Raw genomic sequence first — 23,556 nt, 5'->3', positions numbered from 1 at the left:
CCTGCGTCAGCGTCTGCGCGCGCCAGTACATCCGTGGTCGCGCGAAGCCGTGACAAATTCTTAGGCGGTGCGCAGGTTGTCGGCCGAGTTCTTGCCCGAGCGACGGTCCTGGACGATGTCGTAGCTGATCTTCTGTCCGTCGGACAGCGAGCGCATGCCTGCGCGCTCGACGGCGGAAATATGGACGAAAACGTCCGTGTCGCCGTTATCGGGCTGAATGAAGCCGAAACCCTTGGTAGCGTTGAACCACTTGACTGTACCTGTATTCATAACGATCTCCTTTCAAAGCAACCGTTGGATTTCCCGCGATACCCTGCGGGCTTGGGTCGATTATTTGGAAGGAAATCTGACGAGAGCGAAATGGCTCCGAAACGACGTCACAAGCAATGGTCGATGGGCGCAATATACGCACAATTTTAGATTTGGCAACCGACAGGAAGGAAAAAACTTCGAATCGGGTGCAGGTTTTTTCTGTAAATATCTGGTTTTCCGTCGATTATTTATTTTCCGCCGATCGCTGGGGATGCGCCCGGTGTCGCCCCGCCCCTCCGGCCGGCCGCCACCGCCATACGTCCATATAGCCACGCAGCCCGCCACCATGTAGGAACATATCCAGCCGCAAACCCAACGGGAACCGCCATGCCGACAAAGCCGGTTGAACATGCTGTCACGATCCGCCCCGCCGCGCCGGGCGACATGGAAATTCTCGGCGGTTTCGGCGCCCTGCTGGTGGCGCTCCACCACGAGCTTGACGCCAAGCGCTTCATCGAGCCGGGCAAGACGACGCCGCAGCGTTACGGCCATTTCCTGAAAAGCCAGCTCGCCCAGCCCGATGTCATCGTGCTCGTGGCCGAAGCGCAGGGGCGGCTCCTCGGTTATGCCTATGCCGCATCCGAAGGCTTCGACTATATGTCGCTGCGCGGGCCGGCGGGCCTGATCCACGATCTCTTCGTCGATCCCGCCAGCCGCCGCCGGGGCGTCGGCCGGCTGCTGATGGAGGCGGCGATGGCCGGGCTGAAATCCATGGGCTGCGAACGTTTCGTTCTCTCCACCGCCCACCGCAACGAGGCCGCCCGCAACCTCTTCGCCGCCATGGGCTTCCGCCCGACCATGGTGGAGATGACCCGCGAGGCGGATACCTGAGCAATTCCAGCAAAAGTGCGTAGCGGTTTTGCGTCCGGAATTGCGGCAGGAAGCGCAAGTCCAGCAAAAGTGTGCAGCGGTTTTGCGTTCGGAATTGCGGTGGGAAAAGCGCAATTCCAGCAAAAGTGCGTAGCGGTTTTGCGTCCGGAATTGCGGCAGGAAAGCGCAATTCCAGCAAAAGTGTGCAGCGGTTTTGCGTTCGGAATTGCGGCGGGAAAAGCGCAATTCCAGCAAAAGTGTGCAGCGCTCTTGCCGCCGCAACTGCTCGCAACGATCGCCCGGTCCGCCCGCCCCTCTCCGCCGCCGGTATCCGGCTACCGGATGGGCCACCCTCCTATATGCGCCGTCGCGAATAAAATTGTGCAGTGCGGTTGCGCCGTCTTGCCCTTGCCTTCCGGCGGCGCTTTCTGTGGCTTGCGGATGCGAGGCGGATTCAGGTTCCTCGCCCTCTTTCCCGGCAGGAGCGGACCATGGCAAAGGCAAGTGAGTTGAAGACCGTGCGGGCGCTTGCGATCGCGCTCAGCGCCGCCCTGCTCTTCAGCGGCGCCGCCCGCTGGCCGGAGCTGCCGCGCTCGGGCTTCCTGACCGGCCGCGGTGCCGCCCCGGAGGATGTCGACAACGGCACGGCGGTCTTTGCCGCCGGCGAGAACGGCCAGGGCTACGGCAAGCCGCTCGATATCGAGATCCCGCAATATGCCTATTTCCGGCAGGAGGACAAATATGTCATCGTCCTGCAGGCGGAAAATTACGACGGCCAGAGCATCATCGGCGCCGAGACGTTCGACGGCGAGAAAGTGGTCGGCCTCATCGACGAATTCGACCTGCTGGGCGTCGAGGCGCGCTGACCTGCCTTCCGCGTCGATCCGCGCAAAAAAAGAGGCACGTCGGGAGAGACGGCCTCCAAGTCGCGTCAAGTTGGCCCAGCTCCACAAGGCCGGCTTCACTTTAGCGCCTGGCCAGCCAGCCGCCACCCCCAATCGGGTGATGTTTTGGCGATTTTCGGCAAAAAGCGAGGCGATTCAAGGGGATTTACGTTAGGTGAGCTGGGTGATCCTGGGGAAGTTCGGGGGTGAGGTTGTCGCGCGCGGGTGTTCGGTTCCATTGTCTGTTGTGCCGTGGGGCACCCCTCTCTGTCCTGTCGGGCTGCCGGGGGCGAGCCACCGGTCTCGACCCGTCCTTCGGACCCCCCACAAGGAGGGAGATCGACTCGTGGCTTGACCTTCGCCATCTCTAACGTTGCGCAGTTTGAAACGGTCATTGTTTGGGGAAACCGGCGCCCCCAGCCAATCTCCCCACCTGTGGGGGAGATGTCCGGCAGGACAGAGGGGGACACCCCACGGCACAACGCCAACCTTCCTCCACCCGCAATCCACCGACACACCAGAAATACCCCGCCTCCTTCCTCCCGCCATCTTTGCGGGCGAGGAAACGGGCACGCCACCGGGGAGACGCCATGTTCCGCCGCCTGATTGCCCTTGCCCTCTTTCTTGCCGGCGCGCCTGCCGCCGGTGCCACGGATGCCCCGTCGCCCGCCTGCCAGCGGCAGAGCTTTGCGGGTGCCGCCTATATCGTCTGCGCCGTCGATCCCGCCGGAGCCGAGCTGCGGCTTTTCTGGAAGGATGCGGCGGGCCGGCCCTATCGGCGGTTTTCGGGCCTTGCCGATGATCTCGCCGCCGGCGGCAAGGCGCTCGTCTTTGCCATGAATGCCGGCATGTACCGCGAGGATTTCTCGCCGATGGGGCTTTACGTGGAGGACGGCCGCGCGCTGGTGCCGGTCAATACGCAGGCGCCGCCGAAGCTTTCCGGCCCGCTGCCGAACTTCTTCAAGCAGCCGAACGGCATCCTCTATCTCGATGCCGCCGGCGCCCATATCCTGCCCACGCCGGAATTCCTGAAGCGCCGGCCGAAGCCGCGCCTTGCCACCCAGTCCGGCCCGATGCTGGTCGTCGAAAACCGCATCAACCCGATCTTCATCCCCGGCTCGGCCGACCGCACGCGCCGCAACGGCGTCGGGCTTGCCGCCGACGGCACGCTCTACTTCGCCATCAGCGAGGCGCAGGTGAATTTCCACGATTTCGCCGGCTTCTTCCGCGACGGGCTGAACTGCAAAGATGCCCTCTTCCTCGACGGCGGAAACGGCACCGGTCTCTACGATCCCGCCCTTGGCCGCAACGACACCTCCTGGCACGGCGGCTACGGGCCGATCGTCGCGCTCGTGGCCGAGAAAGGCAATTAGGGCATTTCCGGCGAAAACGGGTTCGCCTTCAATGCTCCGGCCAAACCGGCTCCCGCGTTCGCCGGAACTGTTTTAGGCCGCCGGCTGCATCGCCATGACCTGCCGCGTCTCGACGATCTCGGCGAAATCGGATTCCAGATGCGCCATCGTCACGTCGAAAATGGTGCGGGCGGAAAGATTGGCGTCCGGCAGGTCGAAGCCGAGCACGGCATCCCGGACGACGCTCATCCTGAAGCCGAGATCGGAGCCGGCGCGCACGGTGGTGTTGACGCAGAAACCGGCGACCGCCCCGGCAACATAGAGATGGGTGATGCCGACCTCGTGCAGATAGCCCTCAAGCTCGGTGGAGGCGAAGGCCGACGAGGTGGACTTGACGAAGACGGGCTCGTTGTCGCGCGCCTCCGCGCAGGGCATCGGCCGGCAGCCCGGCGCATCCCTGTGCATGGCCGACGCCGGATCGGCCTCCGCATGGCGGACATGGATGACCGGCCGGCGCGCGGCACGGAAGGCGGCGGCAAGCGCGGCGATATTCTCCCCCGCCTGCCCGTTCACATGCTCGCGCCCGGCATCCAGCCGCTCCTGCATGAGCATCTGCATATCGACGATGAGGAGTGCAGTCGCCATGGCCAGCCGGTCCTTTCCGCGCTTGATGGGCTCTGGCAGAGAGCTCTACCATTTGCGACGTGCCAAGTCGCTCCCGAAATATCGCGATGGGAGCGAGGCGGTGGCGGGGGCTGGCTGGCGGTGAGAGTGCCGCGTCGGGTGGTGGAGGCCGCACAAGGTCCCTTGCCGCCATGCCCGACGCCTGCTTTGGGCGGCGACGCCCCCTCCCCACCCTTGTATCTGCACATTGATGATTTTGTGCGAAGGAAGCGACTGAGCCTCTTGCCGGGTGGCCACCCGGCAAGAGGCGTGGCGGCGTCGCCCGTTCTCCCTCCGGCTACAACCGTGGATGAGCCAGGGATCGTCGCCATCGTCACGTACGACCGAACAGTCGCTTGGTTCCAACCGCACGCACAAGGCAGGTTACCGTGAACAGCATCATATGTGGAGTGGATGTTTCGAAGGAGTGGCTGGATGTGTTCATCCGCCCGTTGGGTATTTCGCAGCGTTTCAGCAACGATGCGGCCGGTATTGGCGCGCTTGGCGCTCTGTGCCTTGCCGAGGCTGTCGAGCTTGTGGCCATGGAAGCCTCTGGCGGTTACGAGCGGCCGGCCTTTCTGTTGTTGTGGGAGATGGGGGTCGCCTGCGCGCTTGCCAATGCGCGCAATGTGCGCCGCTTTGCCGAGGCCATGGGCTTTCTGGAAAAGACCGACCAGATCGATGCGGCGGTGATTGCCCATTATGCCGAGGCCAGGCCGCTGCGTGCCTCGCCACCGCCGAAGCCGACGCAGATGCGGCTGCAGGCCTTGGTGGCGCGGCTGTCCCAGGTCACCGGCGACCTGATCATCCAGAAGCAGCGCAGAAGCGTTGCCCGCGATGCACAGGCCGTTGAAAGCCTCAACGAGGTGATCGCGCTTCTGGTGCGTCAGAGCCGCAGGCTGGAAGGCGAGATCGCCTCGATGATCGACGACGATCCGCTCTGGGCCGGCCTCGACAAGGCCTTTCGCTCCATCAAGGGTGTTGCCTCGCGCACGGTTGCCCGGCTGATGGCCGAGCTGCCGGAGATCGGTCATATCTCCAACAAGGCTATCGTCAAGTTGGCTGGCCTTGCGCCGATTGCCAACGACAGCGGCAAGAAAAGCGGACCACGGCCGGTGCGCGGCGGTCGCAAGGGGCCACGTGGCATCCTCTTCCTGATCGCCGCCATTGCTGCCAGATACGATCCGCATCTGGGCGCCTTCCAGCAACGGTTGCAAGCCGCAGGCAAAGCGAAAATGGTCATTCGCATCGCGCTCGCCAGAAAGCTCCTCGTCATTCTCAACGCAAAAGCACGAGATGCGCGAAAGGAATTCCAATATGCAACTTGACACATCAGATAGTCGCTCATTCCTGTGCCTGTCACAGGGATCCAGCCTGCCCAAGTCCTTGGGCAGGAGAGACTCGTTTCATTGCGGCATATGGGAGTCATTCACCGCGCGGACGCGCGGTGGCTGGATTCCTGTGACAGGCACAGGAATTGTCTGTGCGATCCATGCTTTACTATCGGAGAAGCTGGTTTTGAACCCCGGGACGGCCATCCCGGGGTTCGCGCGGTCAGGCGCCCGTACAGGAATTGGTTTTGACAACCGACCTCATGAAGGGACCTCATCGCTCCAGCTTCGCATCGCTTGATGACTTGACTGGGCTATCCGTCGGACACGCCCGCAGACAATTCGAAGCATGGAGCCCGATTATGATGACAGAACCGGCCAAAATCCAGTCCATCCTCGGTCTGGACGTCTCGTGCGATACCGTTGCCCTCTTCGATAGCCGCACCCATCGCAGCATCACCATTGCCAACGATCCCGACGCGCTGCGGGCGGCCCTGCAGCCCTATCAGGCCAGCGCCACGCTTGCCGTGTGCGAAGCAACCGGCGGCCACGAGGACACCGTGCTCGGCGTGCTCCTGGAACTGTCCATTCCAGCCCATCGCGCCGATCCCGCCAAGGTCAAGGCCTATATCCAATCCTTCGGCAAACGCGCCAAGACCGATCCGATCGATGCCCGATGGCTGGCCCGCTACGGACAGGACCGTGCCGAGGCGCTGCCACAATGGCAACCCAAAGACCCGATCCGGCAAAGACTTACGCTGCTCGTCGCCCGCCGGCTCGATCTCGTCGCCATGCGCGTCCAGGAGCAAAATCGCCTCAAGGCCCCGCGCGGCAGCTTCCTCGCCGACGATATCAATGCCCATCTCGATGAGCTCAACCGCCATATCGCCGCCCTCAATGCCGAGATCGACAGCCTGATCACCCAGGATCACGATCTGACATTGCGCGCCAAAGCACTGCGCTCGGTCCCCGGCATCGGCCCCGTCCTCATGCCGATGCTGCTGGCCCTCATGCCCGAACTCGGCAGCCTCAATCGCCGCCAGGTCGCAAGCCTTGCCGGCGTCGCACCCCATCCCAAAGACAGCGGCAAGGTCAGCTGGCACCGCGCCACCTTCGGCGGCCGACGCACGATCCGCCCCGCGCTCTTCACCGCAGCCCTCACAGCCTGCCGCGGAGACGGACCGCTCGCCACGGCCTACAAAGCCATGGTCAAGGCCGGAAAACCAAAACGGCTCGCCCTCACCGCCCTCATGCGAAAGATCATCACCATCGCAAACGCCCGCGTCAGGGACGCTCTCAAGCCGAAAACCGAAAAAATGCCGGCATAGGCTTTAACTGACTTGGTGAGGGAGGTTGGGGTGGGCCTCCGGGCAGAACGGTTGCGAGGGATGGGGTGAGGCACTGTCGGGGTGGGCCTTCCGGCAGAGCGGTTGCGGGGGATGGGTGAGGCACAGGGATGAGGTGGTTGGGGTAGGCCTTCCGGCGGAACGGTTGCGAGGGATGGTGAGGCACAGGAATGGGGTGGTTGGGGTGGGCCTCGCCCCACTGAGGCGCCTGCGCGGCAGGGAGACTGCACGAGCTGTTGTGAGGAATCCACCCGACGCGTCCGCAGCCCCAAGAATTTTCTTGAAATACCGCACGCCTGCGGGCCATTCTTCAACCATGAAGGGTTATGTCTACATCCTCGCGTCGAAAAGAAACGGCACGCTCTATACCGGCGTCACCCGTGACCTGCCCGGCCGCCTCTTCGAGCATCAGAACGAGCTGACACCCGGCTTCACCTCCCGCTATGGCGTAAAGACCCTCGTCTGGTTCGAGGAGCACGACCTGCTGACGGCGGCGATCGTCCGTGAGAAGACGATCAAGAAATGGCCGCGGCAGTGGAAGCTCAATCTCATCGAGGAGAACAACCCGCAATGGGAGGATATTTCCTGGCATCTGATGGCGTTGTGAGCCTGCCTCTTCGGCCGCCCGCCGGCGCGGCCGCCCGCCGGCGCGCGACAGCCGTCAGGCGGGCCTCGCCCCTTGCTTCACCGGGCCGCGATCGCGCCGCGCCGTCCTGTGTCGCAAATGTGATCGCCCGGCCGGCGCCTTGCCTCTTTTCAATCGCCGCGCGAGCGCCATTTCAACCCTGAGCCGCCGTCGGCGGTGCCGTTTCAAAACGGCCAGAGGGGAATGGCCGTCAAAAGAGGCGCGGTGCAAGGGAGCGCCGTGCCCGCCAAGTGCCTCAAGCCCGGAAAACCCCACCGGGCTTTTTCTTGGCCGCAGCACCCGGCGCAGCCTCACGCCTCCGCCATGCCGGCCATCCTGAGGCCCTGCAGAATCGGTTCGATCCGCTCGGGAAACCTCGCCGCCTGCCCCGCCCGGATGGCCGAAACGGTGACGCCGGGGGAGATCGCCAGCAGGCCCGCGAGGTGCCGTCGCGCCTCCTCCAGGCGGCCGAGCTGGGCGTTGGCGGCGATCAGCATCCAGAAACACGGGCCGTAGACGGCATTGGCGGCCATCGACTTGGTGGCCCAGGTGAGCGCCTGCCGCGGGTTGCCGCGCGCAAGCTCCACATGGGCAAGACCCGTCAGGTTCCAGTGCGCGCCGAGCCCGTTCGGGCTCAGCCGCTCGGCCCGCAGGAAATAGCTGACGGCGTCGTCGAGGCTGTCGCACAGCAGGCTTGCGACGCCGGCGAAATTCAGCACGTCCAGATTGTTGGGATTGAGGGTGACAGCCTGGCGCGTGAGCTCGAAACCGCGATCGTACTCCCGGAATGTCTGGATCAGCGTGTTGCCGCAGATGCCGGCGACGGCCGCGTCGCCGCGGCCGTTGGAAAGCGCGCGCTCGATGTAATCGGCGCATTGCGCCCGCTCGGCGGCCGCCCCTTGCCGCTTCCATCCGAGTGTGACGCGCTGCATCAGCAGCATGACGCCGCAAGAGAGATAGAGCGCGTTGGCGGGCTCCAGCGCCACCGCCTTCTCGATCAGCGCAAATCCGGCTGCGTTGCGCCCCGGCTCGCTGGAATAGAAGCTGCCCATCGCCTGCAGGTAGAGATCGTAGGCCTCGAGGCTTTCCGGCCGCTCCCGGCGCGAGCGGGCCACTTCCGCGCTCTTGATATGCGGCTCGACGATCGACACGACGCTTTCGGTGATGCGGTCCTGAAAATCGAAGACCTCCTGCGCCGAGCCGTCGTAATGTTCGGCCCACAGATGCGCGCCGCTGACGCCGTCCACCAGCTGCGCGGTGATCCTGAGCCGCGCCGCCGCCCGTCTTATACTGCCTTCCAGCACGTAGCGGACGCCAAGTTCGCGCGCCACCGCGCGCACATCGGCCGACCGCCCCTTGTAGACGAAGGAAGAATTGCGGGCGATGACGGCAAAGGAGCGGAAGCGGCTGAGCGCCGTGATGATATCCTCCACCACGCCGTCGGCGAAATATTCCTGTTCGATATCGCCGCCGATATTCTGGAAGGGCAGAACGGCAAGCGACGGCCACATGTTCTCGATGCCCTTCAGCGGCGCGGCCGGCCGGGCCGCCACCGCCCCGGCCGGTCGCCATGTCCAGATATGGATCGGCCGGTCGATGTTCTTCAGTTGCGCCGCGCCGCCGTCTTCGAAGGCGGCATCGACGCGCCCCACGATGCTTTCCCTGACGATGGCGCTGATGCAGATGCCGCCGGGTGCCGCCAGCGCCTCCAGGCGCGCGGCGATATTGACCCCGTCGCCGTAGATGTCGCCGCCATCGAACCTGATATCGCCGATATTGATGCCGATCCGCAGCACGATCTGCGGCCTGCCGGCCTCCGGCGCCGGCCTGTCACCGGCCGCAGACATCTGCAGAAAAAGCGCGCATTCGACCGCATCGACCGCGCTGTCGAAGCACGCCAGCGCCCCGTCGCCCATCAGCTTGACGAGGCGGCCCTTGTGGCGCGCGATCGCCGGCTCCAGGACGGTTTGCCGGTGGCGCTTCAGGGCGCCAAGCGTCGCCGCCTCGTCGGCCGCCATCATGCGGGAATAGCCGACGACGTCGGCCGCCAGGACCGCCGCCAACCTCCGATCGATAGGATCATCCCGCATCGTGTCTTCTCCCGTTCGGAGAGCATAACGGCGATGCGCGCGCCCACCAAGACGCCTGGCAAGGGGCAGCGAGAAATGGCCGGCTGGACGGGTGCAGGGCCGCCCAGGCTGGCGCCCCCAGTCCTTGCCCCCTATTCCGCCGCCTCCCCGCGCTGCGGCTCCGCCTGGCCGATCTCTTCCAGCGGCTCCGGGATCTCCACCTCGTAGGAATATCCCTCCAGCATCGAATAGGTATGCTCGATCGTCTCGATCTGCTTTTCCGTCTTGCGGATGGCGTCGGCGATGGCTTCGCTGCGGGCGCGCATCATGGAGCCGAGCACGTCGGTCTCCGGCCGCCGGCCGAGGCGGTCTATGTGCTTGCGCACGCGGGCGCGGTGGCGTTCCAGCTCCAGGATGTGGAAGCGGCTCTTGACGATATCGTCGGAGAGCTTGCGGCGCATGGCGGCGACGGGATCGAAGCTGCCGGGCTCGCGCTCGTCGAGGATCACCTCGTTGACCAGCGATTCCAGCATCAGCACGCCCTCGAGATCCTTGGGGTCGGCCAGCTGCGGATCGTAGCCCGTATCGTCGTAGACGCGCCGGCGCACCGGATCCTGCAGCAGTTCGTAGGCGATCTGCAGGCGGTTGAAATTGTCGACATCGCCGCCGGCATCCGGGTGCGCGCCCTTGGCCGCCTTGCGCCAGGCAAGCCTGATCGCCTCGCCGCTGGCGTCGCGCTCCAGTCCAAGCATGGCATAGGGATCGATCACGCCGGCACTTCCTTCATTCACTGCTTCGTCCCTCCGAGACCTACCGGCTGGCTCGCGCCGCATCAAGCCCCGAAACACCCTGCCATAATTGCGGCCGCTCGGGACGAAATTGTGGAACGGCCGGATTTTCCCACAGGTGAAGGGTTAACGCGACGGGTTTTTCACAAGCCGCGCGAAATCGGCTCAGCCGCAGGTGGCGCGCGGTCGCCGAAAAGTTGCATCCGCGCCCTCCATCCCGCAATGACACATGTTCATCAGGCCTGGCTAACGCTCCGCCAACCATTTGAATCGTCATCATTTCCCGCGACGCAAAAAGCCATGCCACAATATTGCCGCTTGCTTTTTGCCCGAAATGCTGGCACCAACTGACACACTCGGGCATTTCGCATGCCGGTGACTGGACTGAAGTGGTAATGTCGTGTCGGAGCGCCAATTCCGTGCAAGGCAGCGTGGGTGACGCCCTCGCGCGTAGATGTTCTTTCCCCGTACGTGACGTCTCGACTGACCCTTCGCGTCCGGCTTTCGGGCCGACACGCGAAAGCTAAAGCCGTCCGCCTCCCCTCCGCCGGGGGTGCGGTCAAACTGAAAAATGGGAAAAAGGACTATCCCCATGGCCACCAAGGGCACCGTAAAATTCTTCAACCAGGACAAGGGTTTTGGTTTCATCACGCCGGAAGGCGGCGCCAAGGACGTTTTCGTCCACATCTCCGCTCTCCAGGCTTCCGGCATCCAGTCGCTGCGCGAAGGCCAGCAGGTTTCCTTCGACACCGAGCCGGATCGCATGGGCAAGGGTCCGAAGGCCGTCAACATCCAGGCTTTCTGATCTGGCTTTACTGCTTCAGGCAGGCGACGGCGCTCCGCAAGGGGCGCCGTTTTTCTTTGCGCCGGGACGTTCGGGCGGGCTTGGAAGACTGCGCTCAACCGGGACCGAGATAGGTTCCGATATATTCCCCGCGCTTCCAGAGTTCGGCGCGCAGCAGCGCCGCATGGCCCGCCGATGTCACCGGCCGCAGACACAGCATCCGGTCGGCGATCGCCTCTCCCGGCTGCAGGATCGCCTCGATGGCGGCGGCCTCCTGCGCGATGGCGCCATAATCGGGCAAGGCCTTCAGCCGCCGCTCCGCCACCCCCGCCGCCGCATGCAGCTTGCCGCCGAGCGCCACAAGCAGCGCATCGTCCCCGGCGGGCGCCGCCGGCTCCCCGCCCTGCCCGGATGGCTCGCTGCCGAGGCGCGTCTGGAGAAGGGGATTGTCGCTCGTTTCGAGCGGGCGGGCATGCATGCAAACTCTCCTGTTACACCGTCGCTGCCGTCTGAGGGTTGTACCTGCCCAGGCCGGCAACAATCAAGGAAATTATTCCTATCCTCGATCACGATCCACGCGAAAGGCGGATTTTCAACGGCTTGACGGGCACCGGAAGCCGCAAATCTCCGGCTTCCTGCCGACTGCCGAGCCCGAGGCCGCGCTCAGGCGGGCTCGCCGTGGCGCTCCACCAGTTCGGCCCATTCCATCGCCGCGTGGCGGCCGAGCACCGTCCTGTCGTTTTCGATGACGGCGGCGATGCGGCGGAAGAGCTCGTCGGCAAAGGCTGCCGGGCGGCCGCATTCGCGGTTGCCGGCCCGGCGCAGCACGGTGCCCTCGGCAAGATGCACGGTCTCGACGCTGAACCCTTCCCGGTCGCCCGAAAGCTCGGCAAAGCCGTAGAGAAGCAGGCCGTTGTCGTTGCGCCCGAGCACGGGGATGGTGAGTTCGTCGAAATCGAAGCGGAGCGCAAGGGCATTCATCGGCCGGCGACCTCCTGCTCGATGCGCGCGGCGCGGACAAGCTCGCCCTCGTGGCGGCCGGCCAGCAGGAGGACGAAGCCGGCGGCAGCCATGAGGCCGGCCAGCGGCGCAAGCGTGCGGCCGGCATCGCGCCGGCGGGCGGCCTGCTCCTCGCTCCTTGTTTCGAACTCTCCCGATATCATGCGGCACCTCCTGCAACGGTTTCAGCGATGCGGGAGGATGCGATGCCGATGGTTGAGGCGTGGAATGGCGGGCTCAGGCCTGCAGCGCGCGAATATCCTTGGCGATATCGGCCAGATCGTTGTCGAGCTGGTGGTCGCGCCCCGGCAGCGAGCAGACGACCGCATCCGGGATCGCCCTGGCGTAAAGCTCGATATGGGCAAAGGGCACGGTATCGTCCTCGCTGCCGTGATAGATGAGCACCGGCAGCCCTTCCGGCAGGCCTTCGGAAAAATCCTCGCGCCCGGCGATCTCCCCGCTCTCCCAGCCGCCCGCGCCGATATAGGGCGGCGCAATCAGGATGACGGCGCCGGGCTCGAAGGCCGGCCAGTCCTCGGCCAGCGTGTGGACAAGCACGGTGCCCCCGAAGGAATGGCCGATCAGGATCGCGCCGTCTTCGAGGCTCCGGAACTCGGCGGTGACGGCGGCTTTCCAGGCCCCGTAATGCGGATCGCCCTCGTCCGGCATCGCCGGGTAGCGGATCGCATAGGCCGGGCCGAGCTCGCGCGCGAGGCTGTCGACGAGCTTGTTGTCCCACGCGTCATGCGTGGTTTCGCCGGCGCCCTGGATGAAGAGGATCTGTGTCGGCATGGAGGCCTTTCCGGTTGCGGTCAACAGGAGATGGGGCGCGGCGGCAACGGGGCAAGGCTGGCGGTGGCGACAATTGCCTTGTCGCACATCGGCCGCGGAACCGGCCGGCTGCATGGAGTCCTGATGGCGAATTTCCCGTGTATTGGCTCGCATGAGGCTAAGCGGCGACCGCCCTGCCTCGCCGCAGCATCACCGCGACGACGAAGCCGCAGAGCGCGCTGCCCCCGCCGACCAGAAACACGCTGCCATATCCGGCCCGGTCCGCCAGCACGCCGGCGAGCGGCCCCGTCAGCCCGTAGGCCAGGTCCTGAAAGGCCGAGAAGCCGCCGAGTGCGGTGCCGCGCAGGTGCGGCGCCACGAGATGCACGACCTCGCGGCCCATGGCCGGGAAGATCATCGAGCAGCCGAGGCCGGTCATGAAGGCGCCGACCAGCGCCACGGCCGGATCGGCCGCGCTCCAGATCAGCAGCTGGCCGGCCGCCTCGACCGCCAGCGACACGACGGCGACCGAAAGCCCGCCGTATCGGTCCGGCAGGTGGCCGAAGATGAGGCGCACCAGCACGAAGCCGGTGCCGAAGGCGCTCAGCCCGAGGCCGGCATGGTCCCAGCCGAGATCGCGGAAATAGAGGGTGAAGAAGGAGCCGATCGCGGCAAAGCCCATGCCCTGCAGGCAGACGATCAGCCCGTGCACCCAGATGCGGCCGAGGACGGCGGCAAGCGGCGGCCGCTCCCTGCCTGGATGGGCCGCAGTCGCCGGCACGCCGCGGATCGCGACAAGCCCGAGGAGCGGCAGCACGGCGCTGACGGCCATCGTGCCGGCAAAGCCGAGACGATCGAGCAGGAGAAGGCCAAGCGGCCCGCCTAGGCCGAGCGCCCCGTAAATCGCCGCCCCCACCAGCGCCAGCACCCGGCCCGAGCGCTGCGGCCCGACAAGGCCGATGCCCCAGGCAATGACGCCGACGGCAACCAGGCTTTCGCCGAGCCCGATCAGCAGCCGCCCGGCCAGCAGGGTGGCAAACGCCGCAGCCGGCGCGCGCACGACGAGGCCACAGCCGAGCGACACGGCGGCACCCGCCGCATAGAAGAGCAGGCCGCGCCGCACGGCCACCGCCGCCCCCCTGCTGTCGGCAAGCCCGCCGGCATAACCGCGGGTGAGAATGGTGGCAAGAAAGGCAATGCCGACGCCAAGCCCGGCCCAGCCGTTGGAGAGCCCGAGCGTGCCGGTCACATGCACGGGCACGACGGGCAGCGCAATCGCGACGCAGAGATAGGAAACGAAGAGGATCGCGGTCAGCAGGTAGAGCCTGCCCTGCTCGCGATCGGCGGTAAGACGGAAAGCCATGAAAACCTCCAGGCTGTTCCTCGTCCGACGGGCACAAAAAAACGCACTCCGACCGGCAAGGATCGTTAAGTGCGTTGGTTGACGTCGAACGCTTACGGCCAGAGGACTGGCATGCACTGCGAGATACGGGATATGCGGGCGGGTGTCAACGGCGGGTCGGCGCGGCAGCACTGTCTCCCGATGCGACCTCTGCCAGTACCCGCCTCATGAACAGGCTTATGGGTGTCGCACTATAGGGCGCAAAAGGCTCACACGGCTCGTACCCGCCGCGACGATACAGCTGCTGTGCTTCTGTGTTGCGTGTTCCGTGTTCCGACCTCAAGCAGCATGGCCCGCGCTCCGAGCGCCAGGGCCTGAGCTTCCGCTCGCCGGAGCAGCGCCATGCCGATACCCGCACCCCGCGCACCGGCATCCACGATCATGCGTTTGAGTTCCGTGGTGCCGTCACCTCGCTCAAACAGCACGCAAAGCCCGACCGCGCTTCCGGCGAGACGCGCGATGAGGACATGCGTGCCCGGTCCCGCGAGCGACTGCGCGGTAATCGGCCGGCGGTATTCACCGGGATAGAGTGCTGCGGCGACGGCATCCGACTGCGACAGAAGTGCCGAGACTTCGCTCTGCAACGCAGCTTCAATATTAACGGAAACTTCAAGCGTCACGCGGGAACTCGCTCGTCGACATCGGAAAGGCGCAAGCGAATACGGCTGCCGCACCTTGTCAACAGGCTCGCGCCCTCCGCGCCCCTAGCCGACCACCAGCGGCAGCAGCAGCCCCACCTGCGCCGATTTCATCACGGCGGCGTTGAAGCGGGAGCGGTCCACGAGCACGTCCCGTTTCTTCCCGAAGAACAGGCCGGCGAGCAGGTTGCGGGCCTTGATGCTTTCCAGTTCCAGCCGCCGCGCCAGCTTGCGCGCCCTGTTGAGCGGCAGGAAGACCAGGTCCTTTTCCGGGCGCAGGAAATCGGCGCTCTCGGCCTCGTCCTCCAGAAACCGCTGCTGGATGACCGGGGCCGGTTCGATCTGGTAGGCGGCGAGCCAGGAGCGGTGCCAGAAATGCGCGTCGATCAGCGAATAGTCCGTGGTCTCGGCCAGCATGCGCGCCGCCGCCGCCGGGCCGATGACGTAGCCCGCCAGCCCCACCCGGTTCTGGTAGACGCGGGTGGCGCCGAAGCGGCCGGCCGCGTCCTGCCAGGCGCGGCTGCGCTTGAGGATATGGCGGCGCGGGGCGAATTCGAGGTCGTAGACGCTGTTCCAGCTGTCCGCGCGGGCCTCGATCGCGGCAAGGACGGCGGCGATATCGTCGGAGAGCACCGCGTCGTCTTCGAGGATGAGCAGTTTTTGGCCGTGTTCGACCACGGCCTGCCAGGCCTTGCGGTGGGAAAGGTAGCAGGCAATGTCCTGCCGCCGGGTCGGGCTCGGCCAGTTGCTCGCCGCCCTCTGGCATTCCTCCGCCGAAAGCCCGGCGGCTTCGACCGCGTCGAGAAAGGTGAAAGGCAGGCCGAGTCCGGCCAGCTGCCGGATCTGGAACTCCCGCCGGACGTCCTCCGCCTTGCGGCTGATGATCAATATTTTCAAACGCGTTCCCTGGCGCTGCGCCCCTGCCGTCCCCGCGCAAACATATAGCTATGTTTCAATTCGAACAAAAGTGCGCCACCGACGGCGCCACAACTTTTTCCGGGATGCGCCGGCTTTTTCAGGGCTGCGCCACCCGTGCGGCCCCGTCACTGCGGCCCCGTCACTGCGGATAGAGCGTGGAAACGCGGCCGGCGACATAATAGGCGACGATGCCGATCCATTCGCGCAGGCCGGTGCTGAGCAGCCCGGCATTGATGAGCGGATAGGCGACCGTCACTTTCAGGCCCTCCTTGCCCGTCGTGCGGTAATCGGCGACCCAGGGCGTCACCTCCATGCCGAGATTGCGGAAGATCGCCACCGCCCGCGGCATATGGAAGCCGGAGGTCACCAGCAGGCAATGGCCGAGGTTCAGCCGCTGCAGGATCGCCCGCACATTGACGGCATTTTCATAGGTATCGCGCGAGAGCGCGTCATATTCGACCCGGGCCGGATCGATATGGAAATCGTCGAACATGCGGCGGATGATATCCGCCTCCTTCATGGAAACGCCTTCGAGGCTGCCGTCGCCGCCGGACATGATGATCTTGGCGCCGGGATAGAGGCCGGCAAGCCGCACCGTCTCGATATAGCGGTCGCCGCCGTCGTCGAGATCGTAGCCGCCGCGCGCCCCGTCCACCTGGGTCGGGATGCCGCCGCCGAGCACGATCACGCAGGCGACATCGGCCGGCGGCGCCGGCCGCGGAAACCGGTCTTCCAGCTCCTGCACGACGAGCGCGCCGGCCGTGGTGTAGAAGGTCAGGAATACCAGCACCAGCGATACCAGCCCGACAGCGACGGCAAGCCGCCGGAAGGAAAGCAGCATCAGCAGGACGCTGAGCGCCATCAGGAGGAAGAGGACCGTCACCGGCTGGGAAACGAGCCAGAAAATCTTGGCGAAGAAAAACATGGGTGCAAACCGTCCTGCTGAAATGCGGCCACGAAAACGCAAACGGGGATTCGGGGCAAGGCCGGCTTTCGCTTATGCCCGATATCTGCGGCCGATGCCGGGGGCCCTGCCGCAGATTGGCGGCAAGACCCCTCGCAGACCGGCGCCGGCCCCTACCGGCCGCCAAGCTCCTGCCCGACCAGCGACAGCCAGTAGCGCACGCCATGCGCGATCGCCCTGTCGTCGAAATCATAGGCCGGGTGGTGCAGGTAGGCGCTGTCGCCGTTGCCGATCAGGATCATCGCGCCCGGCCGCTTTTCCAGCATGTAGGAGAAATCCTCCGCCCCCATCGACTGTTCGTAGGCCGCATCCACCCTGCTCTCGCCCGCCACGCGCGCGGCGGCCGCAACCACGGCCGCAGTCCGGCCGGGCTCGTTGACGGTGACGGGATAACCCGGCCGCCAGTCGATCTCGGCCTCCGTTTCGAAGAGCTTCGCCGTGCCCTGCACGATCTCGCGGAAGCGCTGCTCCACGGCCTTGCGCGTCTTGGCCTGCATGGTGCGGATCGTGCCGCCGAGGCGGGCCGAAGCCGGGATGACGTTCAGCGCCCTGTCGTTGCCGGCTTCGCTGAAGGTGACGGAGACGACGACCGGATCGAAGGGATCGGTAAAGCGCGAGGCGATCGATTGCAGCGCCGTCACCATATGGGCGCCGACGAGAACGGGATCGCGCGTCATGTTCGGCGAGGCCGCGTGCCCGCCCTTGCCGTTGATGGTGATGACGAAGCGGTCGGCACCGGCCATGAACGGGCCGGCGCGGGTGGCGAAAGAACCGATCTCCAGCCCCGGCTCGTTATGCATGCCGTAGACCTCGTCGATGCCGAAGGTTTCGAGCAGACCTTCCTCGATCATCACCCGCGCCCCGCCGCCGCCCTCCTCCGCCGGCTGGAAGACCAGCACCACCCGGCCGGAAAAATCGCGGTTTTCCATCAGGCACCTGGCGGTCGCCAGCAGCATGGCCGTGTGCCCGTCATGGCCGCAGGCATGCATGCGGTTGGCATTGCGGGAGGCATAGGGAAGATTGGTCTCCTCCGACATCGGCAGCGCATCCATGTCGCAGCGCAGCGCGATCGTCTTGCCGGGCCCCCTCGTGCCCTCGATGACGGCGACGACGCCGCTCTTCGCAAGCCCGGTCGTGACCTTCTCGCAGCCGAATTCGGCAAGCTTGCCGGCAACGAAGGCAGCCGTCTCCGGCAGGTCGAACAGCAGTTCCGGGTTCTGGTGAATATGCCGGCGCCATCCCTTGGCCTCCTCGGCAACGGCTTCGATATTGCTCATGATTGTATCCTCGTGACGGGTGCGGCCGCGCAGGGGAAGCGGCGGCCGAAGGTGGGTGGGGTGAGCCTAGCCGCTTGCGGGGTGCTTTGCCAACGGGGGATGGGGCGGATTGCGCAAGAAGGCCCCGTCGCCCCCGCCCGACGCCGGCTTTGGGTGGCGACGCTTCCCTGGCCACCCTCATCCCTGTGCTTGTTGTACGGCCTTGATACATACCTGACAGATGTTCGGAGACATACCTGACACTTCCGAGATGGTTTCTCGGGAGGTTTGGATGGTTTGGCGGTCGAGGTCTGTTGTGGATGAGCGTTTGGAATTCTGTCGGCTGGCCGGGCTTGAAGGGGCGAACGTCTCTCAGCTTTGCCAGCGTTTCGGCATCAGCCGGCAGACGGGCTATGTCTGGCTGCGGCGCCTGCAGGCGGGCGAGCCGGTGGAGGACCGATCGCGCCGGCCGCATGCGAGCCCACGGCGTACCGCAGCCGGTCTCGAGGGCGCGGTGCTCGCCATCCGTGACGAACATCCGGCCTGGGGCGCGCGCAAGATCGCCCGCCGGCTGCAGGATTTGGGAACGGCGCCGCCATCTGCTTCCACCGTCCATGCCATCCTGGTGCGTCACGACCGCATCATGCCCCAGAGGGGCGGGCAGCCGGCGCTCGGCCGTTTCGAACGCGAGGCGCCCAATCTGCTCTGGCAGATGGACTTCAAGGGGCGCACGCAACTCGTCTCGGGCCTGTGGTGCCATCCCCTGACCATCATCGACGACCATTCCCGCTTCGCCGTCGGGCTCGAAGCCTGCGCCGACGAGCGCATGCAGACCGTCCGCGCCCGGCTGGAGCCCATCCTGCGCCGCCACGGCCTGCCGATGGCCATCTATACCGACAACGGCCCGCCATGGGGCACCGGCGTGCCCAATCAATGGACACGGTTGCGCATCTGGCTGCTCAAGCTCGGCATCGACGTCATCCATGCCAGGCCCTACCATCCCCAGGGCCGCGGCAAGAACGAGCGCTTCCACCGCAGCCTCAAGGCCGAGGTCTTCGACTTTGCAGCCCTCGCCAGCCACGCCCAGGCGCAGCGCGCCTTCGACCGCTGGCGCGACATCTACAACCATCGCCGTCCCCATCAGGGCATCGACATGGCCGTGCCGGCCAGCCGCTACAGGCCGTCGCCGCGCCCCTTTCCCGACCGCCTGCCCGAACCGGTCTATGACAGCTCGGACATCGTGCGCCGCGTCGGAGCGACCAAGGGCTATGTCAGCTTCAAGGGACGCTTCTGGCGCGTGCCCAACGCCTTCAGATCCGAACCCCTCGCCATCCGACCGCTCCAGCAAGACGGTCTCTACGGCGTCTTCTTCGGCGCAACGCAGGTCGCAAAAATCAACCTCAAAAGCCAGGACTGACTGTCAGGTATGTCTCCGAACATCTGTCAGGTATGTTTCCGGGCTTTACACTTGTCACAGGGATGAGGTGGTTGGGGTGGGCCTCGGGGCAGAACGGCTGCGGGGGCCGGGCGAGGCGCTGTCGGGCGGGCCTCCCGGCAGTGCCGTCGCGGGCTGGCTGGGCGCCCACGCGCCTCGCCCGCCCCCTCAATTCGGCTCCCGGATTGCGTCGTCCAGTCCGCGCAGCAGCGGATAGAGGAAGTAGGAGATCACCGTGCGGTTGCCGACCTTGATTTCGGTGGTGACGGTCATGCCGGGCAGCAGGCGCACGGGCATGTCGGAGGCGTTGAGCCTTGTGTCGGCGAGCAGGATTCGGGCCTTGAAGAAGGGGGCGGCGGCCGGTTGGGACGGGGGGGCGTTCGGGTCCTGCTGGCCGGTCAGGAACGTGTCCTGGCTGATCGTGCGCACCTCGCCCGAGGCCGTGCCGTATTTCTGGAAAGGATAGGCGTCGAGCTTGATGCGGGCGTCCTTGCCGACCGCCACCCGGCCGATGTCGCGCGTGTTGATCGACACTTCGGCCTCCAGCGGCACGTTGATCGGCACCAGGGTGACGACCGGCTCGGCCTCGCGCACGACGGAGCCGACCGAGCGCTGGGCGAGATCGAGCACGACGGCGTCGGCCGGGGCCGTCAGCGCCACCATGGTGCGGCGCAGCTCCATCTTCTTCAGTTCCTCGCCGGCCATGTCGCGCTGGCTGCGCAGGTCGACCAGCTGTTCCATCGCCGCGCGGCGGAAATCCTCGACGAAGGCCTGCCGGTCGGCGCGCAGCTTGGCATAGGCGTGCGCCGCCTCGTCGGCCTTGCCGCGCACGGCGGTAATGTCGGCCTCCACGTCGAGGCGCGCGTCGCGCGAGCCGAGCATGGTGAGCAGCGAGCCGCTCTGCTTGTCGTAGAGCTTCTTGCGCGTCGCCTCGATCTGCGAGAGGTTTTCGCGCCGGTCGTTCAGCACCGCCTCCTGATTGCGGTTGGCCGCAAGCACGGAGGACTGGCCGGCGATCTGCTGCTCGAAATTCTGCATCTGCGCCATGTAGAAGGCCCGCCGCTGGCCGAAGAGCTGCACCTGCAGCTGCTCGTCCGGCGTGCTGCCGGCGATCTTCGCATAGTCCTCGCCGGTCAGCTCCGCCTCCAGGCGCCTGACCTGCGCGTCGAGCGCGGAAAACTTCGCCTTCAGCTGGCCGACATCGGCCTGGCTGAACGTGGCGTCCAGCGTCGCCAGCGTCTGGCCGGCATGGACGATCTCGCCGGCCTTGACGTCGATCGTGCGGATGATCGAGGTTTCCAGCGGCTGCACGACGATGGTCGGCTGGGTGGTGACGAGCTTGCCGGGCGCAATCACCACCTCGTCGATGGAGGAGACCGAGGCCCAGGTGATGGCGGCGGCAAGAAGTGCGGTCACGCAATAGAGCGTCATGCGCGCCACCCGCGGCGGCGCCCGCTCCTCCAGCTCCACCGCGTCGGACTGGAATTCGGCAATGGCCGGCGGCAGCGGCAGGCGGGCGGCAAGCTGCCTGCCCTCGCCCCTGTCCCGGCCCTTCCCGCCGCTGGCCTTCCCGCTGCTCTCGTGGCCCCCGCCTGACGGCACCGGCATGTTGTCTTGCGCTTTTCCGGCCCCGGCGCTCATGCGACCTGCCTCATCTGTTGCGCCCAGAGGTGGCGGTAGGTCATGCAGCGCGACACCAGCTGGTCGTGCCGGCCGATATCGGCGACCTTGCCGCGCTCGATGACGAGAATGGCATCGGCATCGACCAGCGTCGAAAGCCGGTGCGAGACGATGATGACGGTGCGCCCGGCCGCGATCCGGGAAAGGTTGTCGCGGATGATCGCCTCGCTGTCCGGGTCGAGCGCGCTGGTCGCCTCGTCGAAGATCAGCAGCTTCGGGTCGGTGATCAGCGCCCGCGCGATCGCCAGCCGCTGCTTCTGCCCGCCGGAAAGGTTGGCGGCGTTTTCCTCCAGCATCGTGTCGAAGCCGCGCGGCAGGCGCTCGATGAATTCTTCCGCGCCGGCGATGCGCGCAACCTCCATGATCTCCTCGATACTGGCATCGGGCCTTGCGGCGGCGATATTGTCGCGCACCGAGCCGCGGAACAGGAAATTGTCCTGCAGCACGACGCCGATGCTGGTTCTCAGATGCACGAGGTCGATCTCGCGGCTGTCGTAGCCGTCCATGCGCACCAGCCCCTCCTGGCTCTGGTAGAGCCCCTGGATGAGCCGGGTGATCGTGGTCTTGCCCGAGCCGCTCTTGCCGACCACGCCGAAGACGCTGCCGGCCGGAATGGCGAAGGAGACGTTGTCGAGCGCCGGCGCGGTATCGGGCGCATAGCGGAAGGTGACGCGGTCGAACTCGATGCGCCCGTGCAGATGCGGCCTGACCCCGCGCCCGCGCCCGGCCTGTTCCGGCCGCTGGTTCATGATCTCGCCGAGCATGCGCACGGAAAGCGCCACCTCCTGATATTCGTGAACCATGGTGACGATCTGCACCAGCGGCCCGGAAACGCGCCCGGCCAGCATGTTGAAGGCGACGAGCGCGCCGATCGTCATGGCGCCGGAAAACACGTCGAGCGCGCCGAGCCCGATGATCGCCACACTCATCAGCTTTTCCAGAAGCCCCGTCAGCGACTGGGCGATGGTGGAAATCTTGTCGACGCGGAAGCGCACGGAGATCGACTGGGCCGAATAATCGTCCCACACCTTGCGCTGGCGCGGCTCCAGCGCCAGCGACTTGACGGTGCGCATGCCGTGCACGGTTTCCACCAGCAGCGCCTGCCGGTCGCCCTCGGCCTGGTAGAGCGCCTTCAGCCGCCGCTGGAACGGGCCGACGAGCAGCATGACGACGAGCCCGACGAGACCCGCGAAACCCAGCACGACCAGCGTCAGCTTGACGCTGTAGAGCAGCAGGATCGGCACGAAGACGAAGAGCGAGACGCCGTCGAGCAGCGTCAGGAACAGCCGCCCGGTCAGGAATTCGCGGATGCGCCCGGTCTGCTGCATATGCTTGACGAGAACGCCGGCCGAAGCCTGCTCGAACAGCGCGATCGGCAGGTTCAGCAGATGGCCGAAAGTGCGGGTCGCCACCCGGATGTCGATCCTGTTCGTCGCATAGAGCAGCAGGTAGCGGCGCAGGAAGCTGAACGTGGCGTCGAAGACGAGCGCGATCGCAATGCCGACCGTCAGCACCGTCAGCGTCGCGTAGCTCTGGTGGACCAGCACCTTGTCGATGACGAGCTGGAAGAAGATCGGCGTCGTCAGCCCCAGCCCGTAGAGCACGAAGGCGGCGAGCGCCACGTCGCGGAAGAAGCTGCGCTGCCTGATGATCTCCGGCACGAACCAGCTGAAGCCGAAGGGCCGGTCCTCGTCCGACATGCGGTAATTGCGCTTCAGAAGCACCAGCGATCCGCGCCAGGCCCTGGCGAACTGCTCCTCGCTCAGCATCAGCACTTCGGCGCGCGAGGCCAGCGGATCGAGCACGCGGATGCGCGCCGCCTCGCCCTCGCCGACGGCGCCGGCGATCACCACCCAGTTGCCGTTGGAAAGTTCGGCCAGCGCCGGAAAGGCCTCGCCGAGCCGCAGCAGGCCCGCCCAGTCGAGCGTCAGGTGCCTTGCCCGCAGGCCGGCATCCTTGGCCATGCGCAAAAGCTGGCGCACGGCGACGGGATCGTTGCCGACGGCATAATCGTGCTGCAGCCGCTCAGGAGAAAGATCGACGCCGTGGTGGCGCGCGACGAGCGCAAGACAATGCAGGTTCGTATGCAGAAATCCACTCATGGCCCACCCGAAACAATACGAGACCGAGGCTTGTTCTCATGCGGCCGGGGCCTTCCGGCGGGTCCCGGCCCTGCCGCTCAGTTGAAGTTCGGCGAGGCGTTGGACGCCGGGGCGTGCGCCTGGATATCGGCGGCGGCGGCCGCCGACATGTCGCCGATGCGGCGCACCGCGCCTGCCTCCACCAGCCCGCCGAGCGCCTTCTGCATGAGATCGACGGCATTGGCGAAAGCATCCACCGGCATGACGATGCGCTGGCGGAAGACCGGCTTCGGGTTGTTGTTGGCATCGCGCTCGGTCGCCGAAAGCGACATCAGGTCGATGCGCACGATCGTGCCGGTAATGGTGATTTCGCCGATCCCGTCGGCGTAAAGTTCGCTGCTCATCATGTCCTCCTCTGGTTGATCTGTCCGGAAACGGCCTCACGCCT

The 23,556-nt window shown here is 65.9% G+C and carries 23 protein-coding genes and 1 pseudogene; 8 read left to right on the top strand and 16 right to left on the bottom strand.

The window, feature by feature from the left end:
- Positions 1 to 60 precede the first annotated feature (60 nt).
- Positions 61 to 270 carry a cold-shock protein gene (locus tag ACU8HS_RS19285; RefSeq protein WP_112573109.1) on the bottom strand — a complete coding sequence of 70 codons (210 nt, stop codon included), beginning with the start codon at positions 268 to 270 and terminating at the stop codon, positions 61 to 63.
- A gap of 369 nt (positions 271 to 639) precedes the next feature.
- Between ACU8HS_RS19285 and ACU8HS_RS19280 the strand changes: the two genes are divergently transcribed.
- The 3 genes from ACU8HS_RS19280 to ACU8HS_RS19270 all read left to right on the top strand — a co-directional run bounded on the left by ACU8HS_RS19280 (position 640) and on the right by ACU8HS_RS19270 (position 3,379).
- On the top strand, positions 640 to 1,143 hold the full coding sequence (locus tag ACU8HS_RS19280; RefSeq protein WP_447014966.1) for an N-acetyltransferase family protein: 504 nt from the start codon (positions 640 to 642) through the stop codon (positions 1,141 to 1,143).
- A 470-nt stretch (positions 1,144 to 1,613) separates the two neighbouring features.
- Entirely contained in the window at positions 1,614 to 1,988 is a 375-nt protein-coding gene (locus tag ACU8HS_RS19275) for a hypothetical protein (protein WP_112706472.1), read from the top strand.
- Positions 1,989 to 2,596: 608 nt separating this feature from the next.
- Entirely contained in the window at positions 2,597 to 3,379 is a 783-nt protein-coding gene (locus ACU8HS_RS19270) for a phosphodiester glycosidase family protein (RefSeq protein ID WP_447014965.1), read from the top strand.
- Between the two features lie 72 nt (positions 3,380 to 3,451).
- Here ACU8HS_RS19270 and ACU8HS_RS19265 read toward each other — a convergent pair whose 3' ends face one another.
- A complete protein-coding gene (locus ACU8HS_RS19265; protein ID WP_112756193.1) occupies positions 3,452 to 4,003 on the bottom strand; it encodes an isochorismatase family protein in 552 nt (183 codons plus the stop codon).
- A gap of 407 nt (positions 4,004 to 4,410) precedes the next feature.
- On the opposite strand from ACU8HS_RS19265, the gene ACU8HS_RS19260 reads away from it, so the two are divergent.
- From ACU8HS_RS19260 to ACU8HS_RS19250, 3 genes are all read left to right on the top strand, one after another.
- On the top strand, positions 4,411 to 5,349 hold the full coding sequence (locus tag ACU8HS_RS19260) for an IS110 family transposase (protein ID WP_447014964.1): 939 nt from the start codon (positions 4,411 to 4,413) through the stop codon (positions 5,347 to 5,349).
- 365 nt (positions 5,350 to 5,714) lie between these two features.
- Complete coding sequence (locus tag ACU8HS_RS19255; protein WP_113414770.1) at positions 5,715 to 6,680, top strand: IS110 family transposase; 966 nt, start codon at positions 5,715 to 5,717, stop codon at positions 6,678 to 6,680.
- A gap of 334 nt (positions 6,681 to 7,014) precedes the next feature.
- Complete coding sequence (locus ACU8HS_RS19250; RefSeq protein WP_112573130.1) at positions 7,015 to 7,305, top strand: GIY-YIG nuclease family protein; 291 nt, start codon at positions 7,015 to 7,017, stop codon at positions 7,303 to 7,305.
- Between the two features lie 329 nt (positions 7,306 to 7,634).
- Here the strand turns inward: ACU8HS_RS19250 and ACU8HS_RS19245 are convergent, their stop codons facing one another.
- Together ACU8HS_RS19245 and ACU8HS_RS19240 are read right to left on the bottom strand one after the other, a co-directional pair.
- Complete coding sequence (locus ACU8HS_RS19245; RefSeq protein ID WP_447014963.1) at positions 7,635 to 9,413, bottom strand: adenylate/guanylate cyclase domain-containing protein; 1,779 nt, start codon at positions 9,411 to 9,413, stop codon at positions 7,635 to 7,637.
- Between the two features lie 131 nt (positions 9,414 to 9,544).
- Positions 9,545 to 10,144 (bottom strand): J domain-containing protein, encoded by a 600-nt coding sequence (locus ACU8HS_RS19240; protein ID WP_112573152.1) that lies wholly within the window; start codon positions 10,142 to 10,144, stop codon positions 9,545 to 9,547.
- 628 nt (positions 10,145 to 10,772) lie between these two features.
- Between ACU8HS_RS19240 and ACU8HS_RS19235 the strand changes: the two genes are divergently transcribed.
- Positions 10,773 to 10,985, top strand: a complete 213-nt coding sequence (locus tag ACU8HS_RS19235) for a cold-shock protein (protein ID WP_007818490.1) — start codon at positions 10,773 to 10,775, stop codon at positions 10,983 to 10,985.
- 94 nt (positions 10,986 to 11,079) lie between these two features.
- Here ACU8HS_RS19235 and ACU8HS_RS19230 read toward each other — a convergent pair whose 3' ends face one another.
- The 9 genes from ACU8HS_RS19230 to ACU8HS_RS19190 form a co-directional block, all read right to left on the bottom strand.
- Positions 11,080 to 11,442, bottom strand: coding sequence for a hypothetical protein (locus ACU8HS_RS19230; RefSeq protein WP_112756179.1), 363 nt, complete (start codon positions 11,440 to 11,442; stop codon positions 11,080 to 11,082).
- 185 nt (positions 11,443 to 11,627) lie between these two features.
- Positions 11,628 to 11,945 carry a hypothetical protein gene (locus ACU8HS_RS19225; RefSeq protein ID WP_112704980.1) on the bottom strand — a complete coding sequence of 106 codons (318 nt, stop codon included), beginning with the start codon at positions 11,943 to 11,945 and terminating at the stop codon, positions 11,628 to 11,630.
- Positions 11,942 to 12,127 carry a hypothetical protein gene (locus tag ACU8HS_RS19220; RefSeq protein WP_447014962.1) on the bottom strand — a complete coding sequence of 62 codons (186 nt, stop codon included), beginning with the start codon at positions 12,125 to 12,127 and terminating at the stop codon, positions 11,942 to 11,944. Before ACU8HS_RS19220 ends, ACU8HS_RS19225 begins: the two co-directional genes overlap by 4 nt.
- 73 nt (positions 12,128 to 12,200) lie before the next feature.
- Positions 12,201 to 12,755 (bottom strand): alpha/beta fold hydrolase, encoded by a 555-nt coding sequence (locus ACU8HS_RS19215; protein ID WP_447014961.1) that lies wholly within the window; start codon positions 12,753 to 12,755, stop codon positions 12,201 to 12,203.
- A gap of 157 nt (positions 12,756 to 12,912) precedes the next feature.
- Positions 12,913 to 14,097, bottom strand: a complete 1,185-nt coding sequence (locus ACU8HS_RS19210) for an arabinose transporter (protein WP_447014960.1) — start codon at positions 14,095 to 14,097, stop codon at positions 12,913 to 12,915.
- A 248-nt stretch (positions 14,098 to 14,345) separates the two neighbouring features.
- A complete protein-coding gene (locus tag ACU8HS_RS19205; RefSeq protein ID WP_447014959.1) occupies positions 14,346 to 14,756 on the bottom strand; it encodes a GNAT family N-acetyltransferase in 411 nt (136 codons plus the stop codon).
- Between the two features lie 84 nt (positions 14,757 to 14,840).
- Entirely contained in the window at positions 14,841 to 15,671 is an 831-nt protein-coding gene (locus ACU8HS_RS19200; protein ID WP_112573146.1) for a glycosyltransferase family 25 protein, read from the bottom strand.
- 160 nt (positions 15,672 to 15,831) lie between these two features.
- Entirely contained in the window at positions 15,832 to 16,617 is a 786-nt protein-coding gene (locus tag ACU8HS_RS19195) for a YdcF family protein (RefSeq protein ID WP_112573148.1), read from the bottom strand.
- Between the two features lie 152 nt (positions 16,618 to 16,769).
- Entirely contained in the window at positions 16,770 to 17,933 is a 1,164-nt protein-coding gene (locus tag ACU8HS_RS19190; protein WP_113414798.1) for a M20 aminoacylase family protein, read from the bottom strand.
- 271 nt (positions 17,934 to 18,204) lie between these two features.
- Between ACU8HS_RS19190 and ACU8HS_RS19185 the strand changes: the two are divergent.
- Positions 18,205 to 19,373, top strand: a pseudogene (locus ACU8HS_RS19185) (IS481 family transposase); the annotation flags it as partial.
- 142 nt (positions 19,374 to 19,515) lie between these two features.
- Here ACU8HS_RS19185 and ACU8HS_RS19180 read toward each other — a convergent pair.
- From ACU8HS_RS19180 to ACU8HS_RS19170, 3 genes are all read right to left on the bottom strand, one after another.
- Positions 19,516 to 20,988: an HlyD family type I secretion periplasmic adaptor subunit gene (locus tag ACU8HS_RS19180; RefSeq protein ID WP_447014958.1), complete on the bottom strand. Its 1,473-nt coding sequence runs from the start codon at positions 20,986 to 20,988 to the stop codon at positions 19,516 to 19,518.
- Positions 20,985 to 23,129, bottom strand: coding sequence for a peptidase domain-containing ABC transporter (locus ACU8HS_RS19175; protein ID WP_112758928.1), 2,145 nt, complete (start codon positions 23,127 to 23,129; stop codon positions 20,985 to 20,987). Before ACU8HS_RS19175 ends, ACU8HS_RS19180 begins: the two co-directional genes overlap by 4 nt.
- Before the next feature lie 77 nt (positions 23,130 to 23,206).
- Entirely contained in the window at positions 23,207 to 23,512 is a 306-nt protein-coding gene (locus ACU8HS_RS19170; protein ID WP_112569499.1) for a hypothetical protein, read from the bottom strand.
- Positions 23,513 to 23,556 lie beyond the last annotated feature (44 nt).

The organism is Rhizobium sp. KDH_Rht_773_N (genome assembly GCF_052946295.1).
Note: the sequence above shows the minus strand (reverse complement) of the source record. Positions and strands in the feature narration are given on the sequence as shown.

What these genes read in the sequence shown, in the direction of transcription:
- ACU8HS_RS19195 (WP_112573148.1), bottom strand. Translation starts at nt 16,617, where the DNA reads ATGTTTTTCTTCGCCAAGATTTTCTGGCTCGTTTCCCAGCCGGTGACG.
- ACU8HS_RS19215 (WP_447014961.1), bottom strand. Translation starts at nt 12,755, where the DNA reads ATGCCGACACAGATCCTCTTCATCCAGGGCGCCGGCGAAACCACGCAT.
- ACU8HS_RS19175 (WP_112758928.1), bottom strand. Translation starts at nt 23,129, where the DNA reads ATGAGTGGATTTCTGCATACGAACCTGCATTGTCTTGCGCTCGTCGCG.
- ACU8HS_RS19245 (WP_447014963.1), bottom strand. Translation starts at nt 9,413, where the DNA reads ATGCGGGATGATCCTATCGATCGGAGGTTGGCGGCGGTCCTGGCGGCC.
- ACU8HS_RS19255 (WP_113414770.1), top strand. Translation starts at nt 5,715, where the DNA reads ATGATGACAGAACCGGCCAAAATCCAGTCCATCCTCGGTCTGGACGTC.
- ACU8HS_RS19170 (WP_112569499.1), bottom strand. Translation starts at nt 23,512, where the DNA reads ATGAGCAGCGAACTTTACGCCGACGGGATCGGCGAAATCACCATTACC.
- ACU8HS_RS19220 (WP_447014962.1), bottom strand. Translation starts at nt 12,127, where the DNA reads ATGATATCGGGAGAGTTCGAAACAAGGAGCGAGGAGCAGGCCGCCCGC.
- ACU8HS_RS19280 (WP_447014966.1), top strand. Translation starts at nt 640, where the DNA reads ATGCCGACAAAGCCGGTTGAACATGCTGTCACGATCCGCCCCGCCGCG.
- ACU8HS_RS19225 (WP_112704980.1), bottom strand. Translation starts at nt 11,945, where the DNA reads ATGAATGCCCTTGCGCTCCGCTTCGATTTCGACGAACTCACCATCCCC.
- ACU8HS_RS19285 (WP_112573109.1), bottom strand. Translation starts at nt 270, where the DNA reads ATGAATACAGGTACAGTCAAGTGGTTCAACGCTACCAAGGGTTTCGGC.
- ACU8HS_RS19190 (WP_113414798.1), bottom strand. Translation starts at nt 17,933, where the DNA reads ATGAGCAATATCGAAGCCGTTGCCGAGGAGGCCAAGGGATGGCGCCGG.
- ACU8HS_RS19230 (WP_112756179.1), bottom strand. Translation starts at nt 11,442, where the DNA reads ATGCATGCCCGCCCGCTCGAAACGAGCGACAATCCCCTTCTCCAGACG.
- ACU8HS_RS19180 (WP_447014958.1), bottom strand. Translation starts at nt 20,988, where the DNA reads ATGAGCGCCGGGGCCGGAAAAGCGCAAGACAACATGCCGGTGCCGTCA.
- ACU8HS_RS19235 (WP_007818490.1), top strand. Translation starts at nt 10,773, where the DNA reads ATGGCCACCAAGGGCACCGTAAAATTCTTCAACCAGGACAAGGGTTTT.
- ACU8HS_RS19240 (WP_112573152.1), bottom strand. Translation starts at nt 10,144, where the DNA reads ATGCTTGGACTGGAGCGCGACGCCAGCGGCGAGGCGATCAGGCTTGCC.
- ACU8HS_RS19250 (WP_112573130.1), top strand. Translation starts at nt 7,015, where the DNA reads ATGAAGGGTTATGTCTACATCCTCGCGTCGAAAAGAAACGGCACGCTC.
- ACU8HS_RS19270 (WP_447014965.1), top strand. Translation starts at nt 2,597, where the DNA reads ATGTTCCGCCGCCTGATTGCCCTTGCCCTCTTTCTTGCCGGCGCGCCT.
- ACU8HS_RS19275 (WP_112706472.1), top strand. Translation starts at nt 1,614, where the DNA reads ATGGCAAAGGCAAGTGAGTTGAAGACCGTGCGGGCGCTTGCGATCGCG.
- ACU8HS_RS19210 (WP_447014960.1), bottom strand. Translation starts at nt 14,097, where the DNA reads ATGGCTTTCCGTCTTACCGCCGATCGCGAGCAGGGCAGGCTCTACCTG.
- ACU8HS_RS19265 (WP_112756193.1), bottom strand. Translation starts at nt 4,003, where the DNA reads ATGGCGACTGCACTCCTCATCGTCGATATGCAGATGCTCATGCAGGAG.